The sequence below is a fragment of the Vibrio sp. 1078-1 genome (assembly GCF_033340475.1).
In genome coordinates this window covers 209,859-227,194 of the sequence record NZ_JAWOWM010000001.1, presented here as the reverse complement: position 1 = coordinate 227,194, position 17,336 = coordinate 209,859, and the positions used below count along the sequence as shown (strand labels likewise).

Annotated in this window: 15 protein-coding genes; 11 read left to right on the top strand and 4 right to left on the bottom strand. The window is 47.1% G+C overall.

The window, feature by feature from the left end:
* Nucleotides 1-16: 16 nt before the first annotated feature.
* The 3 genes from R7190_RS01040 to R7190_RS01030 all read left to right on the top strand — a co-directional run bounded on the left by R7190_RS01040 (nucleotide 17) and on the right by R7190_RS01030 (nucleotide 3,693).
* Complete coding sequence (locus tag R7190_RS01040; RefSeq protein WP_017634479.1) at nucleotides 17-1,312, top strand: MFS transporter; 1,296 nt, start codon at nucleotides 17-19, stop codon at nucleotides 1,310-1,312.
* 101 nt (nucleotides 1,313-1,413) lie between these two features.
* The gene (locus tag R7190_RS01035) at nucleotides 1,414-2,430 is read left to right on the top strand and encodes a nuclear transport factor 2 family protein (RefSeq protein WP_005374772.1); all 1,017 of its coding nucleotides are present in this window, start codon (nucleotides 1,414-1,416) and stop codon (nucleotides 2,428-2,430) included.
* A gap of 177 nt (nucleotides 2,431-2,607) precedes the next feature.
* A complete protein-coding gene (locus R7190_RS01030; protein ID WP_017634480.1) occupies nucleotides 2,608-3,693 on the top strand; it encodes a porin in 1,086 nt (361 codons plus the stop codon).
* A 69-nt stretch (nucleotides 3,694-3,762) separates the two neighbouring features.
* Here the strand turns inward: R7190_RS01030 and R7190_RS01025 are convergent, their stop codons facing one another.
* The 4 genes from R7190_RS01025 to hisD are packed head-to-tail and all read right to left on the bottom strand — an operon-like array spanning nucleotide 3,763 to nucleotide 7,558.
* On the bottom strand, nucleotides 3,763-4,476 hold the full coding sequence (locus tag R7190_RS01025; protein WP_186585591.1) for an alpha/beta fold hydrolase: 714 nt from the start codon (nucleotides 4,474-4,476) through the stop codon (nucleotides 3,763-3,765).
* A 1-nt stretch (nucleotide 4,477) separates the two neighbouring features.
* A complete protein-coding gene (locus R7190_RS01020; RefSeq protein ID WP_186585589.1) occupies nucleotides 4,478-5,482 on the bottom strand; it encodes a cupin domain-containing protein in 1,005 nt (334 codons plus the stop codon).
* A 47-nt stretch (nucleotides 5,483-5,529) separates the two neighbouring features.
* Complete coding sequence (locus R7190_RS01015; protein ID WP_025768659.1) at nucleotides 5,530-6,264, bottom strand: SDR family NAD(P)-dependent oxidoreductase; 735 nt, start codon at nucleotides 6,262-6,264, stop codon at nucleotides 5,530-5,532.
* Between the two features lies 1 nt (nucleotide 6,265).
* Nucleotides 6,266-7,558 carry a histidinol dehydrogenase gene (gene hisD, locus R7190_RS01010; protein ID WP_186585588.1) on the bottom strand — a complete coding sequence of 431 codons (1,293 nt, stop codon included), beginning with the start codon at nucleotides 7,556-7,558 and terminating at the stop codon, nucleotides 6,266-6,268.
* Nucleotides 7,559-7,847: 289 nt separating this feature from the next.
* On the opposite strand from hisD, the gene R7190_RS01005 reads away from it, so the two are divergent.
* The 8 genes from R7190_RS01005 to R7190_RS00970 all read left to right on the top strand — a co-directional run bounded on the left by R7190_RS01005 (nucleotide 7,848) and on the right by R7190_RS00970 (nucleotide 17,135).
* Nucleotides 7,848-8,597, top strand: coding sequence for an HpcH/HpaI aldolase family protein (locus R7190_RS01005; RefSeq protein WP_053307977.1), 750 nt, complete (start codon nucleotides 7,848-7,850; stop codon nucleotides 8,595-8,597).
* A 150-nt stretch (nucleotides 8,598-8,747) separates the two neighbouring features.
* Nucleotides 8,748-9,704 carry a LacI family DNA-binding transcriptional regulator gene (locus R7190_RS01000; protein ID WP_104976388.1) on the top strand — a complete coding sequence of 319 codons (957 nt, stop codon included), beginning with the start codon at nucleotides 8,748-8,750 and terminating at the stop codon, nucleotides 9,702-9,704.
* A 267-nt stretch (nucleotides 9,705-9,971) separates the two neighbouring features.
* Nucleotides 9,972-10,967 carry a TRAP transporter substrate-binding protein gene (locus R7190_RS00995; RefSeq protein ID WP_025768662.1) on the top strand — a complete coding sequence of 332 codons (996 nt, stop codon included), beginning with the start codon at nucleotides 9,972-9,974 and terminating at the stop codon, nucleotides 10,965-10,967.
* A gap of 58 nt (nucleotides 10,968-11,025) precedes the next feature.
* Nucleotides 11,026-11,589: a TRAP transporter small permease gene (locus R7190_RS00990; protein WP_025768663.1), complete on the top strand. Its 564-nt coding sequence runs from the start codon at nucleotides 11,026-11,028 to the stop codon at nucleotides 11,587-11,589.
* Nucleotides 11,586-12,866, top strand: a complete 1,281-nt coding sequence (locus R7190_RS00985; RefSeq protein WP_005383432.1) for a TRAP transporter large permease — start codon at nucleotides 11,586-11,588, stop codon at nucleotides 12,864-12,866. The genes R7190_RS00990 and R7190_RS00985 overlap by 4 nt, the downstream gene beginning before the upstream one ends.
* Before the next feature lie 523 nt (nucleotides 12,867-13,389).
* Nucleotides 13,390-14,364, top strand: coding sequence for an ester cyclase (locus R7190_RS00980; protein WP_186585587.1), 975 nt, complete (start codon nucleotides 13,390-13,392; stop codon nucleotides 14,362-14,364).
* 49 nt (nucleotides 14,365-14,413) lie between these two features.
* The gene (locus R7190_RS00975; protein ID WP_017634491.1) at nucleotides 14,414-15,409 is read left to right on the top strand and encodes an ester cyclase; all 996 of its coding nucleotides are present in this window, start codon (nucleotides 14,414-14,416) and stop codon (nucleotides 15,407-15,409) included.
* Nucleotides 15,402-17,135, top strand: a complete 1,734-nt coding sequence (locus tag R7190_RS00970) for a sodium:solute symporter family transporter (protein WP_064354985.1) — start codon at nucleotides 15,402-15,404, stop codon at nucleotides 17,133-17,135. Before R7190_RS00975 ends, R7190_RS00970 begins: the two co-directional genes overlap by 8 nt.
* The last annotated feature ends 201 nt before the right edge of the window (nucleotides 17,136-17,336 follow it).

Genomic DNA, 17,336 nt, shown 5'->3' with positions numbered 1-17,336 from the left:
TAGAGGTTTATCGGTCATGAATGCCAAAAGACACATGAGCGAAGTTCCTATGATTCAAAGGGTAGCTGCCTATCTAGCGATACTGGTTGGTTACTTTTTCTATTGTTATAACTTTGTAATTATTGACTACGTACGCCCATACATCGTTGAAGCGTATGATGGTATTAGCCTGTCAGACACTGCCCAGTTCTATACATGGCAGTCGGTTGGTGCACTTATCGGTGCATTGAGCTGTGCTTGGTTCGCAACAAAATTTGGTAAGAAATCCACTCTTATTACCATCACAGCCCTAAACGGTGGCGCAACGATCATCAATATGATGTTCACCGACTACACAACATGGGCAGCAATGCGTTTCATCATTGGTTTGTCACTGGGTGGTTACTTCACCGTGGCAGTAAGCTTGATGATCGGCCTATTTACGCCAACGGTACGTGGTAAGTTGACGGCATTCGCGTCTTCTATGTTCTCTGTAGCACTGATGGTAATGGGTGCGTATGCAGCATTTATTGCAAGCATCGATGCACCATGGGAAAGCCTAATGCTTGTTGGTGGTATCCCACCATTGGCAGCCGCTGTGGTCATGATCTTTGTACTACCTAGCGACAGCAAAGTGATCGCTTACGGTGAAGAAGAGCAAGCAAAAGCAGAAGAATCAAATGCACCAGCGAAAAAAGGCTCTTGGGGCGAAATGCTAAGCAAGCCTTACCGTAAGATCACACTAACGTGTCTATTACTGGCTGGCCTTAACTTCTACGGTTTCCAATTCTTTGGTGGCTTCGTAACCACATACCTACGTGATGTACGTATGTTCGACGGTGCAACCATCGGTCTCATCTTCTCTATCTCAGCGTTTGGTTCACTGTTTGGTGCGTGGTTCTGGGGTTGGGTAGCTGACAAATTCGGTCGTAAGGTGAACGCATTTGGCTTCATCCTAGCGGGCATCATGGTTTCAATCTTCTTTGTTGCACCTGGCGACATGGTGATTGGCGGCCTAAACATGCTGGCTCTACTTGGTCTGATTTACAACTTCGGCCTGTCTTCTTCAGCGGTATGGGGTGGTTACTTCTCAGAACTGTTCCCAGCACACCTACGTAGCTACGGCGCGGCGCTATTCCACGGTGGTCGTATCCTCGGTATGTGGGCACCAATGGTACTTATCTTCATCCAAGAGCGTACCGACCTACAAACCGCAATGTGGGGTTCACCAATCGTATGGATCCTTGCTGGTCTTCTATGGCTATCACTGCCAGAGACACTAAAAGGCGGCGTGTTCGATAAGAGCAAAAAAGCCGAAGCAGCAAAAGCGTAACTGAATTTCAAAAACTCCGGCTGGCTCCCCGGCCGGATGAAAAAACTTAATTTCGAGTCCTGTTCCCAAAGCCGACTCGACAGCAAATAAGAGAGTTTATTATGTCTAAATATCAAGAAGCGAAACGCGTTGTACGTGAATACTTCAGCGCAATGGAAAACGCAACTCACGAGAACGTGGCAGAAGTACTAAAAGCACACACTTCAGAAGATTACCTATGGCGTGGTGTTTACCCATTCCGTGAACAACAAGGCGCTCAAGCAGCGGCTGACGTTTTCTGGGCTCCTTTGATGAAATCAATGACTCGCATGCAGCGTCGTCAAGACATCTTCATCGGTGGTGAGAACGAAGTAACATCAGGTGAAATCTGGGTAATGAGCATGGGTCACTTCATGGGTCTATTCGACGCTGAATACCTAGGCATGCGCCCAACTGGCAAAATCATGAACATCCGCTACGCAGAATTTAACTGTGTTGAAAACGGCAAGATCACTAAGACTGGCCTATTCCTAGACCTTCTAGGCGCGATGGACCAAGCGGGTTGTTACCCACTACCACCATCAACAGGTAAGCACTTCGTATACCCTGGTCCTCGTAACCACGACGGTCTACTGTTCGAAGACGCAGCACCAGAAGAAGGCGTAGCAACACTAGCACTAGTGAACAAGATGGTTGATGACCTATCTGCACTAAACGACAGTGGCGCTATGGGTTGCCCACCAGAAGTTCTTGAGAAGAGCTGGTCTAAAGACATGATCTGGTACGGTCCATGTGGTATCGGTGCGTCTTACACAATCCCTCGTTACCAACAGCAGCACCAATTGCCGTTCCGTAACAACCTGAAAGACAAGAAGTTTAACGGCCACGTATGTCGTTTCGCAGAAGGTAACTTCTCTTGTTTCTTCGGCTGGCCAAACCTATCTAACACGCCAATCGGTGGTTTCCTAGGTATGACAGGCGGTGAAGTACGTGCAGACATGCAAGTGGTTGACGTTTACTACCGTGACGGCGACAAGCTATCTGAGAACTGGGTACTGATCGACCTTCCTTACTGGCTAAAACAGCAAGGTCTAGACGTGTTCGAGCGTACTCAACAGATCCTAAACCCTTCTCTATAAGAAGTCCTAGGGGCGGATTGTCAACCCGCCTTTATGTTGCCTGAATCCCCTCTCGGTTCAGGCGACATGCTCCCAACTCGTGCCTCAAGGATGGGGCACAACCTCAAGATAGAACCCTTATTCAAAACGGGCATGAACGCACGGTGGCTTTCTGCGCCCTGAATAATGAGATTGATGATGAAAAAGTCGACCCTTTCTGCAGTGATTTTAGCAGCGCTTACTTCTAGCTCAGCCTTTGCTGCACACACTTTTGTTAATGACGCTGGCGACAGCCTAACCATCGATGGCCGTTTCGATCTTCGCTACCAAGACCGTGGCGGTGATGACAACGGCGAATGGAACAGCGGCAGCTCACGTTTCGGTTTGAAAGGCCAAATGGGTCTGGATAACGGCTGGACTGGTTTCGGTCACGCGGAATGGGGCTACAACTCTGGCGCGAACGGCGACAACATTTACGACCGCTTGCTATACGCAGGTGTTGATCACGAAAAATACGGCAAGATTGCTGCGGGTACTAAGCAGTGGTCTACCTTCTACGACGTAGCATGGTACACCGATTTAGGTCGTGTATTCGGTACTCGTGGCTCAGGTGTTTACAACCTAGCTGACTGGGGTATCGCATCCGGTGCTGGTCGTGCGGAAAACTCAATTACGTACCGTAATTCAATTAATGAAAAAGTGAGCTACGGCTTTACTTACCAAACCACGCGTGAAGATGTTGCTCTAGCAAGCAATGCGACAGCCTCACTGAAAAACGGCATGGGTGCGTCTATCACTTACAAACCCGTTGATGGCGTAACACTTGGTGCGGCTTACCATCAAAATGAAGTTGCGGATCTAGACGCAAGCGTGGTTGGCGTAGAAAACGGCGACAACATGCGCATCATGCTATTGGGCGCAAACTACAGCAACGGTGGCTTCTACGCAGGTGCGACTTTCCACGTTGGTGAAAACTGGGAAGCAGTGAGCCAAGGCGGTACGGACGTAATGTTCGATACCCTAGGTGGCGAAATCTACACTTACTACCACTTCGATAACGGCCTACGCCCAACGTTGAACTACAACTACATGGAAGATCGCGGTGACGAGACACAAGGCTACGAGCGTAACTTGCTGATTCCTGGTCTTGAATACCACTTCCAGAAGAACAAATTCCTAGTTTGGACTGAATACCAGTTCGACCTAGGTAAAGATCAGTACGATGGCAGCAAATTCGAAAACCGTGATGATCAATTCGCGGCAGGTATTCGCTACTACTTCTGATAATACTCATCGCTCACCACCTATACCCAAGTAACCTTAAGGTGGTGAGTGATGAAGTTCTTATCAACACTAAGCAAAGTTATCTTGAAGCCAAGTAGTCATCACTTCACTAATAATTAAAGGCTGCTCAAGCGTAGATAGATGCCCACACTCAGGGATAACATGAAGCGTGACGTTTGGGATGCATCTCTCCATGAGCAGATGATTGTCTAGCGGACAAAGCTTATCTTCTTTACCTGTTATCACCAACGTAGGAGCTTGAATGTCCGCCAATAAAGGTCGAGCATCCGGGCGAGTTGCTAACGCTTTAGCATGTGCTTCAAATGCCTCCAAACCTACATTGACCGCCATGCCTTCTATACGCTCAGTTAACGCTTTGTCTTGCAAACGGCTTGGATGAATCAGCACAGGCATCAGAGTGTCAGGCGTAATGCGTTCAAACTCACCATTTAATGCCTGATTAACCAGTGCATCACGCTTTTGTGTCACCTCTGGCTTTTCATCTGCTGCATTGGTATCCATGAGGATCAAGCCTTTGACTCTGTTTGGCGCTTGACGGTACACCTCAAAGGCAAGAATCCCACCCATTGATAAGCCACCCAAGACAAACTCCTGCGGTGCGTCTTGCAACACTCTCTGCGCCAGCTGTTCCATTGACGGCAATGAAGCCAGCGTCGGGCATGAAGGCTCAACCCAACTTGGCAACGCTCGGTTGATATCCTCAAACAATGTGCCATCACAAAGTAGTCCGGGTAGCCAAACTAACGAGGTGGGTTGCGTCATTTTATTCTCCTGCAAGCGGCTTTGGTTGATCAGAGCCAAGAATGCAATACGTCAAACTATTACCACGCAAGTTCGTCAGTGAGTATGACGCACCTTCTGGAACATTCAGCACATCACCGCGCGTTAAAACAACACTCGCTTGTTCGCCTTGATGCGTGAGGACCACTTCAGTATCGCCATCAAAGTTGATAAGCACTTGTTTTTCTTCTCGCCAGTGTTGAGGAATCGAGCCACCTTCAGAAAGCTCATAAGCCATGATGCTCACTTCATCTTCACTCTTTACTTGGAAGTCATAACTCGCCAAAGGATGACCCGTTAAGGCGTATTGTTTCACGTTGCTTCCGCTGAAATCGCCTTTGATTTCACGATAATCTTTTTGCAGAGCGACAAATGGCATCATCTCTTCTGCGGTGTAGGTATCGAAGGTCGCGAGCTCTTCTTCGGTAAGCAGCGGCATCAATTCTGATTCTTGTGGCACCGGGTCGCCATTAATGGTGTCCACGAGTGTGCCATCGGCTTTGAGGTATAAACCATAACCTTGACTGTCTTTAATAACGTTTGGATGCCAAATAACGCCGCCACCTGAATCGTCGCCGCCAAGTACCGAGAACATAAAGCCGTAATCGCGGCCAACCACTTCAAATCCACGGAAGAGATTGGTTGGAATCGAGATGACGTCACCGTGAGACAACACCGCCTCATGCTCTCCATCGTTCCCCCAATAAAAACGGAACTGACCTTTGAACACCAAGAAAAGCTCGGCGGTACGATGAGAGTGCAACGAATTTTTGATGCCCGGCGGTTGGCCTGCGGCACCAATGTTAAAGCCCGCCGTATCGCGAATATGAACATGCTGACGACTGCTCTCTGCCACCCCTGCACCGATAATGCAAAAGTTATCTTTGAGATCACTGCCTGGCGTGCGCGCATCAATAAACGCACTCGTACCCGGAATCAGTTCCATGTAGCGGACCAGGTTATTATTCATTTTAGATTGTAGAGTCATTGTAAATCCTTGTTGTCCTTGTTTGGACCTAGCCTTTGAATTGTTAGTTACAGACCTAAAGGTCGCCCACCATCAACCGCGATGGTATTGCCTGTCGAGAAGGTAAGAAGATCTGCCGCGGCGTACACGGCTTGAGCGACTTCTTCATCATTGGCTAAACGCTTAAGCGGTGTGGATTGTTCTTGTTGATTACGCCATGCGTCATCCAAGCCTTTGACAAACTCAGTGTCGACAAGCCCTGGAGCAACAGCCAGAACTCGAACCTCGGGAGACAGAGCGCGAGCTAAAGAACGGGTCATGTTCTCCGCGGCAGATTTACTTGCACAGTAAGCAATGTTGCTCCCCATCGCAGTCTGTGCCGCGATAGAAGTAATGTTCACCACACAACCATTGGCTTGCTTAAGCCAAGGCTCAAACGCTCGAACCATGGCAAAAGGCGCACGGACGTTCACTTGGAAAATTTGGTCAAACAGCTGGTCATCTAAACTTTGCAAATCAGAGTGCGCGACGAATTTCGTCATCCCCGCACAGTTGACCAACAAATCCAGCTTGTCGCTTATTTCACTGACTTGATGTTTAAGCTGTTCAATCGCACTAGAATCTGCCACGTTCAATTTGAATGCTAGATGCTCGTTACGTGGCAGCGAGGAAAGCACATCCTCGGCCGCTTTCTGATTACTGTTGTAAGTCAGAATTACGCGATATCCCGATTCAGCTAGCTTGCGACAAATGGCGGCACCCAGTCCGCCACTGCCGCCTGTGACTAAGGCAAGTTTCGACATATTACGCCTCTTCCACTTTGCCTTTGTAACGGCGCACACGAATATCCGCTTGCTCTTTGTGGCCAGCAAAACCTTCGAGTGCACACAAGCGAGAGCAGTACTCGCCGACTTTTAAGGATGCCGCTTCCGTCACACGCTGGTAAGTACAAGTCTTGATGAACTTCCCTACCCAAAGACCACCGGTATATCGTGCCGCTTTCTTCGTTGGCAGTGTATGGTTGGTACCAATACATTTGTCGCCGTAAGAAACGTTGGTTTCACGACCTAGGAATAAGGCACCGTAGTTGGTCATGTTATCTAGGAAGTATTTAGGATCTTCCGTCATCACTTGAACGTGTTCAGAAGCGATATCGTCTGCCACTTCCACCATTTCTTCGTAGCTATCGCATACGATCACTTGTCCGTAATCTGCCCACGCTTTACCCGCAACTTCCGCCGTTGGAAGAATAGTTAGCTGACGTTCAATCTCTTTGATAGTTTCTTTTGCAAATGTCTCGCTGTTGGTCAACAAGACAGCTGGGGAGTTGTAACCGTGCTCGGCCTGACCAAGCAAGTCCGCCGCTGCCAATTCAGGGTCACAGCCTTTCTCATCAGCAATGACTAAGGTTTCAGTTGGGCCTGCAAACAAATCGATACCGACGCGACCAAACAACTGACGTTTTGCCTCTGCTACAAATGCGTTACCCGGCCCTACAATCATATCGACCGGTGCAATAGTCTCCGTCCCCAGAGCCATTGCACCTACCGCCTGAACACCACCGAAGCAATAGATTTCATCCGCACCCGCCATTGCCATCGCAGCGACAATCGCCACATTCGGCTGGCCATTAAACGGTGGCGCACAAGCAATAACACGTTTTACGCCCGCGACTTTCGCCGTCAGTACACTCATGTGAGCGGATGCAACCAATGGGTATTTACCGCCAGGGATGTAACAACCCACGCTGTTGACTGGAATATTTTTATGCCCCAGTACCACACCAGGCATGGTTTCTACTTCGACGTCTTTCATTGAGTCACGTTGAATTTGAGCAAAGTTTCGAACTTGTTGCTGAGCGAACTCGATATCATGACGAGTCGATTCATCAAGCGCATCCACACAGGCTTGGATTTGCTCTTCTGACAGGCGGAATTGCTCCGGCGACCAGTTATCAAACTTTTCAGACAACTCACGTACAGCGCTATCACCTTTCGATTCAATATCAGCAAGAATGTTTTCAACAATCTGACGCACTTTTGCGTCGTTTGATGCTGATACTTCTTCAGTGATTCCGTTTTTTAAAATGCGTGCCATTGGGTTTCTCCTTGAACATTGAGGCTGACGAACGGTTATTTTTATGCTTTTGGATACGAATGCAAAATAAGATTAAACACTTAATTAACATTTGACAAGTTAAGTCAACAAACCACAAAAACAATCCTTAAGCCTTTGCATTTATTAGTTTAAACAAATAAAAGCAAGTAATAAGGACCTTAATTGAGTTTAATTTTTAATCAAAAATGAGTTTTAGATCACATCATTTTTACTCATCATTTACATTTCTACATGTTAGTTTTTGCATACCTTTGCAAAGGAGAGAATCATGAGCAATTTTAAACAACGTCTGAATCAAGAAACGATATTAGGTACATTTGTTAAAACCCCTCACCCTCACATTATCGAAGTATTGGCACTGGCAGAGTTGCCTTTTGTGGTACTGGATGCAGAGCACGCACCTTTCGATCGCTCCTCGCTTGATCTGTGCATCATGGCGGCCAGAGCGAATGACCTCGCGTGCGTGGTACGAGTACAAGACAGCGCCCCTTCAACCATTTTGAACGCGCTTGACTGTGGCGCGGCGGGTGTACAAATTCCCCATGTTTGTACTGCTGAGCAAGCGACGCAACTGGCGAAAATCTGCCATTACGGAGAAGGTGGCCGAGGGTATGCTGGTTCCAGTCGAGCAGCGCAATACGCCACTAAGCCCATGGTTGAACACTTAAAAGACAGCCGTGCGAATACGATTGTCATTGCACAAATTGAAGACCCTCAAGGGGTTGAAAATGTTGAAGCGATTGCCAATGTTGAAGGAATTGATGCGCTCTTCATTGGCCAAGTTGATCTCACTGTCGCTTATGGTGCTGATAGCGTTCATGATGAGAAAGTCGCACAAGCAAGTATGCGAGTAATCGAAGCGGCCAGAGCCGCCAATAAACCTGTTGGCATGTTTGTCGCGACGGCTCAACAAGCTCGGGAATGGCGTGAACTCGGCGTTAGCTTCTTTTGTGTTGGGTCTGAACACAAAATGATCATTGATGGCTTCAAACAAGAGAGAAATGTGATGAATTCTTGAGTTTTCTCTGATATTTACGCCTTATCAATGTAATGCTCTAGACACAGAAATCCCCTAGCCCATACACTCAGCACGTATGAGAAGGTTCAATGGCCTTAAATAAGGAGTATCACCATTAAAGCGAAAGTAACTTCGATCGACGTCGCGAAGATGCTCGGCGTCTCTCAATCGACGGTATCTAGAGCATTCAGCCCGACTGCGAGTATTAGCGAGAAGAAACGCAAAATGGTGATGGATGCCGCAGCTAAGCTCGGATACACACCGAATGCCATCGCCCGAGGTCTGATTTCGAATCGTTCAGGCTTAGTGGCGATTGCGTTAGATAGCGAATCAAACCCAATGTATGACATGCAATCTCGTGCTTTGGCTGTCGAAATTCAAAAGCGAGGCGGACAAGTTGTGCTTTGCCCTATCGACAAGGACGACCTCGATCTCGCCATTTCACGCGCCATTGAATACCAAGTGGACGGACTCGTTATCGCCACCAGCCGTTTAACCTCACGCGCGTTTGCCCAATGCGAAAAGTTTGGCGTTCATTTAAGCTTGATTAACCGCTACGCCGAGGGTATTAATGCCAATAGCTCTGGTATTGATAACCGATTGGCGGGCCAACAAGCAGCCGAGTATTTAACGCAGAAAGGCGCAAAACAGTGTGCTTATATCAGTGGCGATGCTGGCTCCATGACCAGTGAAGAGCGTTGGCTGGGTTTCTCTTCAAAATTGCAAGAACTCGGCTCCCCGTCACCAACCTTTATCCAAGCCAAGTACAGCTTTGAAGCAGGCTTAGAAGCGGCGAAAGCGATCTTGTCGCACACTAGCAAACCCGATGCAATTTTTTGTGCAAACGACATCCTCGCCATGGGTGTGATGGATGGCTTGCGACAAGCCGGAGCAAAGATCCCCCAAGACTTCTCTGTGATGGGTGTAGATAACATTCCGATGTCTGCATGGCCGAGCTATGATTTGACCACCATTGCTCAACCAGTCGACAAAATTGTTAAACGAGCGGTTGAAGACTTGATGAATCGAATCAACGGCAACCTGGATGCAACTGGCGAATACCTTTTCGAGCAAGGCACCTTGATCGAACGTAGTAGCACCACTTAATAAATCCATTTTTATTCATTCTTCATAAACAAAATGTCTTGCTTTCGAGTAAGGCATTTTCTGTGATCACGATTAAATTTTCACCAATCGTTATTTAATTCCTCATCAATTCATCAATCTTGTTATTGACTTGTTACTTTAATGTTTTATTTTGGATTCGTATGCAAAATGGATATGAATTGCTCAACTAATTTATAAAAACATAAAAAGTTGTGTGACTTGCCGACGAATGCCCATGGCAGGTCATACCAGAAACAAGGAAGAACGATGAAGAAAGCAATCCTTACTTCACTTACCGCACTGGGACTTGCATTTAGCAGTATGAATACGTTTGCAACCAGTGTTATTCGTCTTGCTCATGACAGTCAAGAAACCTCTCCCGTACACAAAGCAATGCTCTATTTCGAACAAGAAGTGGAAGCTCGCTCAAACGGTGAGATAGAAGTTGAAATCTATCCGGCAAGACAACTAGGCGATGTGCGTGAGACGACTGAACTCGTGCAGCAAGGCAACTTACAAATGACGTTTGGTGCGTCAGTTTTACTCTCTCCCTACGTCCCTGAGTTTAACGTGCTCGACGTGTTCTACCTTTTTGATAGCGAAGAGCAAGCACACAAAGCGCTCGACAGTGAGAAGATCGGACAACCATTGTTGAATGCTATGGAATCAAAAGGCTTTCATGGACTTGGCTTTATGGAGGTCGGCTTTCGTAGCGTGACCAACAACAAACAGCCAATTGATAGTATTGAGGACCTGAAAGGGCTAAAGATTCGCTCGGCATCTAACCCCACTCAAATAAGCGCGTGGAAATCTATTGGTACTGCGCCAACACCTCTGTCTTGGGGAGAAATTTTCACCTCGTTACAACAAGGCCTGATTAACGCTCAAGAAAGTGCTATCTACTCTATTTATGCCGAACGTTTTTACGAGGCACAAAAGTACCTCTCTTTAACTAACCATATATACACCAACTACGTGTTGTTCATGAACAAATCGTTTTGGGATTCACTGCCGGCCGCACAACAAGCGCTGATCAGTGAAGTAAGCAAAGAAACCATCGCAAAACAGCGTGAGCTCGCCGCTAAGCAAAACCAAGAAGTAATCAAAGAGCTCGAAGCAAAAGGCATGACGGTTAACATCGTCCCAGACGAGGTACGCAGCATCATGAAAGAAAAAATGAATGCAGCCGTGTACCAAGATCTGCGTAGCAAGACAGGTGAAGACTTGTTTGACAACGTGATTGCCGAGATAGAACGCCTATAACTCCCACTCTTTTGCACGATCTGGCAACAGGTCGTGCTTTCTCGTTTTGGAGGTGAACATGAAGTGGTTTCGCTTACTAGACAAATACCTAGAACCTACCCTTATCGTTATCGCGATCTCGACGATGACAACTTTACTGTGCTTGCAAATCGCACTACGCCTATTTGACGCAACGATCGCGTGGGCTGAAGAGCTGGCACGTTATTTATTCGTATGGGCGATGTACCTGAGCATCAGCTATTGTATCCGAGATGATCGACACATCCGCATTCGTGTGTTCATCGATAAACTTCCGGGCAATTGGACGCAATTCAGTTTGATTGTTTCTGATCTTATCTACCTTGCCTTTAGTGCCACTGTCGCCTGGTTTGGATTTAAGGTGATCAATCGCAGCCTGCAACTCGGTCAGATTGCACCCGCAATGGAAATTCCTATTGCGTGTTTGTATGCCTCTGTTTTAGTTTGCGCACTATTAAGCTGCGCGCGCCTAGTGACAAGCATTTATCAACGTGTGAACGCGTGCTCCACCAGCAATGAACGAGTTCGCTTTTCACGCCAACGCTATCGCCATATCAAAGCAAAGTACCGTACTTCTAACCGACTATTGGAGTTTAACGCATGACGTCTGCACTTTTGTTTGGCAGCTTTGGTCTGCTTCTGCTCATTGGCGTTCCGGTCGGTATTGCTCTGGCGGCAGCCAGTATGGTCGCGATACTCAGTCTGCCGTTTCTTAACATTGAGTTTTTAGTCCAAGGAATGGTAACAGGGCTCGACTCTTTCCCTCTCCTCGCCGTCGTTCTATTTACCTTGGCAGGTAACCTTATGAGCCAAGGAGGGATCTCAAAACGATTATTACACGTGGCGGAGGTCTTCTTTGGCCACTTTACTGGTGGGCTTGGCATCGTCGCCATTGTGGCGTGCATGTTCTTCGCTTCCATCTCTGGTACAGGGTCTGCCACCGTTGCCGCTATCGGCCTGACGATGATTCCCTCTATGGTGAAGAAAGGCTACGACCGCAGCTTTGCCGGTGCCTTGATCGCCTCTTCCGGCGGGATTGGCGTCATTATTCCACCCTCTGTGGTGATGATCGTCTACGCGATCACAGCTGAAGTCTCGGTAACTAAAATGTTCATGGCAGGCATCATTCCTGGCTTGGTCGTCGGTATGGTATTGATCGGCTACTGTCTAATTGTCTCAAAAATGCGGGGCTACACAGGTAACGAGCGCAAAGCGACCTGGGCAGAGCGTCTTGATGCGCTAAAAGAAGCCAGTTGGGCAATGCTACTACCCGTGATCATTCTCGGCGGTATCTATTCCGGTATCTTCACGCCTACCGAATCCGCAGCGATTGGCGTGCTCTATGGCTTATTCTTTGGCATGTTTGTTTATAAAGAGCTCAAACCAGCGCAAGTTGTGAAAATCATTCTAGAGTCGTCACTGTTAGTTGGCGCAGTGCTCGTCATTGTGGGTGCGTCCGTGACGTTTGGCCGCATATTGACCCTAGAACGTCTACCGACCGAGATCGCTCAGTTCATTCTATCGATTACCGAAAACAAACTGCTGATACTGCTTTGCATCAATGTCCTGTTGTTGCTCGTCGGTACCTTTATGGAAACGCTGGCGGCCATTGTTATTCTCACGCCAATTCTGCTGCCCATAACGTCAGCACTCGGCATGGACCCCGTTCATTTTGGTATCGTGATGATCGTGAACTTGGCCATTGGCTTTGTTACGCCTCCTCTGGGTGCCAACCTGTTTATGGCAAGTCAGGTAGGCAAAGTACCGATAGAGTCGCTCTCTAAAGCCATCATGGGTTGGATTGGTGCAATGATAGTGGCCTTGATGTTGATTACCTTCATCCCTGCCATCTCGCTATCGTTACCTGCGCTTTTATCCTGATCGTTGCACTCATAGAGCGCTTATGACTGTTATAGCCACTAGATAAACACCTTTCTAGTGGCTTATTCGTTATCTACTTCCGATTTAATAAAAAAGCCTTTAAGCATTCGTATGCAAAAGGAAAATTTGAAAGATATAAGGATAATTGACACCAAAATAGCTGAATATTAGCGATAAAGTCTATTTGGGTGCCTTGATCGCATGATTATCAGTTTTGGCTTAATCATTTATTTCCATTCAAACAGATCAAAATAAATTAAGCGATTAAAAAACAATAAGATATTATGAAATTCATACAAAAAACTTTGACCTCCTTTCTTATTAACACGTCTCGATAAGAGATAGCTTCCATCTCTCCTGTACTTTTTTAGTTTATTTTCCGCTCAATTGTTAAAAACCTGATCACCAGCACGCTATTTAAACAATCGAAAAACAATCCGTTGACAAAATGGCAACATGATATATTTTGAATACGTAATCAAAACATAATTCAAACATAATTATTCAATTACGGAGGTGATTTATGGCCATGGTTGGCTTCGATGAAAAGTGGCGTGATTTTCCCGACTACATTCTTGGTATCACAAAAGAGATTTGGGAAGACCGAGGTTTAAACACCTTAGAACACTACTACTCTCCCTACATTGTTGTGCGTACTCCACTCTCTATCGTTCAAGGAAACGAAGGGGTGATCAGTGCAACAATGGCGACACTGGCCGAGTTTCCCGATCGCACGCTATATGGCGAAGACGTCATTTGGTCAGGCACCCCGGAACAAGGCATGCTTTCTTCTCATCGAATCATCTCTACTGCAACACACAGTGGCAACGGCTTCTACGGGCAAGCCTCGAACCGCAAAATTCGTTTCCGTATTATCGCAGATTGCCACGCTATCAATAACCAAATCAATGACGAATGGTTGGTTCGCGATCAAGCCGATATCGCGAAACAACTGGGTATGACGTCAGAAGAGTTTGCACGCCAACAAATCGAATTTGAAGGTGGCGTGGAATCAAGCCCATTTCCGTTCACACCTGAAGTCGACATTCCTGGACCTTATTTGGGCGTAGGCAACGACAACGAATATGGTCAGCGATACGAAGCAATTCTCAGAAGCCTTATGAATGCCGAGTTCTCAATAGTACCGAAAGAGTACGACCGCGCTTGCATCGGCGAATACACTGGCGGTCAAACTGCCCTATCACACTCGGAAGTCGATCATTTTTGGATGGCACTTCGTGCGTCTTTCCCAAATGCTCAATTTACCGTTCACCATCGTATTGGCCGAGATGACGACATGATGTCACCACGCGCGGCAATTCGATGGTCTTTGCACGGTAAGCATGAGGGATATGGGATGTTTGGTAAGCCTTCAGGAAAAGAGGTTTACATCATGGGGATCAGCCACGCTGAGTTTGGCCCTTGGGGTCTTCGTCGCGAATTCACTTTGTTTGACGAGACCGCAATCTGGAAGCAAATCCTGCTTCAGCAAGGCTAACGGCTGACTAAACACTATTTATTAAAATCACAGACAGTAAGGAAGCAACATGTCACTCAACATCATCGAACAGTTCTACCAGAACTACTTCAAAGCCGCAGACATCGAGCAAAAACAGGCCGCTCTGCAAACTTTGAACCCTGACGTAAAATGGTGCGTGGCGCACCCTGTGAACGATCTTAATGGCCCAGATGCAACCCACGAATCTTTCCTCTCACCACTTGTTAATGCTTTGCCTGACGCCGAGCGCCGACCAATAATTGTTATGCACGGCGAATACGAAGGCCGCACTTGGTACAACTCTACCGGCTACTTTATCGGTACATTTGAACAACCACTGTTTGGCATCCCAGCAACAGGGAAAACACTCTACTTGCGTTACACCGAAATGGTGTGTGTGGAGAACGACCAAATCACCGAATCTTACATGATCCCAGACTTCATCGACGCGATGAATCAAGCAGGCTGCAACCCTCTTCGTAAAAGCTTAGGTCACGATGGCTTGGTTCCTTCTCCTGCAACTTCTAACGGTATTCAACAATCTGTTGTGTCTTTGGAAGAAAGTGAAAAGAGCGCCCAGCTGGTTGAAGATATGCTGTCTTGCTTGGGTCGTTTTGATGGCAAAGATCTTTTCTCGATGGATTTAGAAAACTACTGGCACAATGACTTCATGTGGTACGGCCCTGCTGGTATTGGTACTACGCGCGGTATCAAAGGTTTCCGTAACCACCATCAAGCGCCATTTGTGTTTGCGTTCCCAGATCGAAGTGTCGATATTGAGGTCAATTTTTTGGCCAAAAATGACTACGTATCCACAGGTGGTTGGCCACATATGCATGGTACTCACACTGGTCACAGTGGCTGGCTCGGTCTCGCCCCGACAGGAAAACACATCGAACTTCGCGTTATGGACATTTGGCGACGCGAAGGCGATTTACTGAAGGAAAACTGGGTGGCGATCGACATCGTTCATATCCTGCTGCAGCTTGGCTATGACGTGTTTGCACAAATGAAAGAACAGTTAGAAGGACCTAATTATGCATGAGTTTGGCGCACTTAACTGGAGCATCCTTGGGGGATACATCGCCCTAACGCTAGTATTGGGTGCGGTGATTGGTAAGCGAGTAACTTCAGCTAGCCAATTCGCTTTGGGTGATAAGAGCATCCCTTGGTGGGCGATCGGTATTTCTGTCGTTTGTACTTACGTGAGTGCCATGTCGTTCCTTGGCGGGCCAGCTTGGTCTTACAAAGAAGGCCTGTCGGTTATCGCGATTCACCTCAATTATCCGCTGGTGATCTTCTTCATCGTGGCTGTGTTTATGCCGTTTTTCTACAACAGCGGTTTAACCTCCATCTACGAGTATCAAGAACGACGCTTCGGTAAGGCTTCACGACTGACTTTGTCGTTTATCTTCCTTATCAAACAAGCATTGAGCTCGGCAGCCGTACTCTACGCGACAGCAATGATTTTAGAGTTCATTACTGGTATCGACGTGATGTACTGCATCATGATCGTCACTGCAATTGCCCTTATCTACACCGTAATGGGCGGTATCGCGGCTGTCATTTGGACCGATGTGATTCAAGCAGTAATCTTATTTATTGGCGCATTCATCATCATTGAAGCCGTTTGGAATGGCATGCCTTCTCCAATGACGGAGGTCATGGCAGAGCTCAAAGCGAAAGGAATGACCGATGCCCTACAGACAAGTTTTGACCTAAGCCAAGTAACGACGGTATGGGCTGGCGTTATCGCAATGACGATGTTCCACACCACCGTGTATGGCGGTAACCAGATGATGGTACAACGTTGTATGGCCGCGAAAAACATGGGCGATGCGAAAAAGGCAATGTTGATGATGGGCTACGTGGCCTTCTTTATTTACTTTGTCTTTATCTTGCTTGGCGTCCTATTCAACGCTTATTACGACGGTAAAGAGTTTGAAAATGGCAACACCATCATTCTTCATTACGCGAGTGAATATGGAATGCCAGGCTTGATGGGCATCATTGCAGCTGCGATTCTGGCGGCAAGTATGTCGAGTCTCGATTCCGCCTTTAACTCAATGGCGACCGTTTCTGTGGCTGACTTTTACAAACGCTTCTACAAGCAAAACGAGTCGGAAGAGCATTACTTAAAGGTATCGCGTTTCTTCACGGTGGCGTGGGCGATTTTGGTCATCATTCCAGCGATCATGTTTGCCACCAGCACCGGCTCGGTACTGGAAGTGCTGAGTAAGGCAGGCTCTTACTTTGTCGGTGCGAGCTTCTGTATGTTTGTCCTTGGGTTCTACTCAAAACACATTACTGAAAAAGGCTTGTTGATTGGCGTTGCTGCTAGCTTCTTGGTGATTTGGTATGTAGCCGTTGCGACCGATATTGCGTGGCCTTGGTATTGCGTGATTGGCGTCCTTGTGAATGCCGTTGTTGCTTACATTGCTAGCCTTCTCCTGACGGGTAAACAAGATGAAATGCATCTTTACACAGTGAAAGGCCAGCAAGCGGAATATGCTCGTCTAAATAAACCAATCAAGGAAGATGGTTGGTATGTCGTTCCCGGCAAAATCGATGCTCCATGTTATGGCTTACTAGTGATGTTTGTGTTCTCTCTCGTGATGCTTTGGGGGATCAACGCGTTTACCGACAACGCTCCTATGCTGATTAACTTTATGTGTGGCTGCTCTATTCTTGTCGCAACCGCTTGCATCGGATACATGGGGTATTCACTCCTCTCCCCGAAACGTAAAGTTGCAGTCAAACAAGCAAATTAATGTTCTTTACGTAGATACTGTACGTCCAACAAACGGACAGTATCTACGCTCTAGCTCTAGTGCTAGCTCAAAGCAAATCGAATGGGTTAACCCACATTTTGCTTTTTAATACTCCAAAGCCATTATTCTACTTAGGATACCCGTTAGAACATTTATGAATACGTACCTATTTATGCTAGTCTTATGACCTCAATTACTGGC

Bases quoted from the DNA above. Each gene is read 5' to 3' on its own strand.
- R7190_RS01040 (WP_017634479.1), top strand. From the start codon at position 17: ATGAATGCCAAAAGACACATGAGCGAAGTTCCTATGATTCAAAGGGTA.
- R7190_RS01035 (WP_005374772.1), top strand. From the start codon at position 1,414: ATGTCTAAATATCAAGAAGCGAAACGCGTTGTACGTGAATACTTCAGC.
- R7190_RS01030 (WP_017634480.1), top strand. From the start codon at position 2,608: ATGAAAAAGTCGACCCTTTCTGCAGTGATTTTAGCAGCGCTTACTTCT.
- R7190_RS01025 (WP_186585591.1), bottom strand. From the start codon at position 4,476: ATGACGCAACCCACCTCGTTAGTTTGGCTACCCGGACTACTTTGTGAT.
- R7190_RS01020 (WP_186585589.1), bottom strand. From the start codon at position 5,482: ATGACTCTACAATCTAAAATGAATAATAACCTGGTCCGCTACATGGAA.
- R7190_RS01015 (WP_025768659.1), bottom strand. From the start codon at position 6,264: ATGTCGAAACTTGCCTTAGTCACAGGCGGCAGTGGCGGACTGGGTGCC.
- hisD (WP_186585588.1), bottom strand. From the start codon at position 7,558: ATGGCACGCATTTTAAAAAACGGAATCACTGAAGAAGTATCAGCATCA.
- R7190_RS01005 (WP_053307977.1), top strand. From the start codon at position 7,848: ATGAGCAATTTTAAACAACGTCTGAATCAAGAAACGATATTAGGTACA.
- R7190_RS01000 (WP_104976388.1), top strand. From the start codon at position 8,748: ATGCTCGGCGTCTCTCAATCGACGGTATCTAGAGCATTCAGCCCGACT.
- R7190_RS00995 (WP_025768662.1), top strand. From the start codon at position 9,972: ATGAAGAAAGCAATCCTTACTTCACTTACCGCACTGGGACTTGCATTT.
- R7190_RS00990 (WP_025768663.1), top strand. From the start codon at position 11,026: ATGAAGTGGTTTCGCTTACTAGACAAATACCTAGAACCTACCCTTATC.
- R7190_RS00985 (WP_005383432.1), top strand. From the start codon at position 11,586: ATGACGTCTGCACTTTTGTTTGGCAGCTTTGGTCTGCTTCTGCTCATT.
- R7190_RS00980 (WP_186585587.1), top strand. From the start codon at position 13,390: ATGGCCATGGTTGGCTTCGATGAAAAGTGGCGTGATTTTCCCGACTAC.
- R7190_RS00975 (WP_017634491.1), top strand. From the start codon at position 14,414: ATGTCACTCAACATCATCGAACAGTTCTACCAGAACTACTTCAAAGCC.
- R7190_RS00970 (WP_064354985.1), top strand. From the start codon at position 15,402: ATGCATGAGTTTGGCGCACTTAACTGGAGCATCCTTGGGGGATACATC.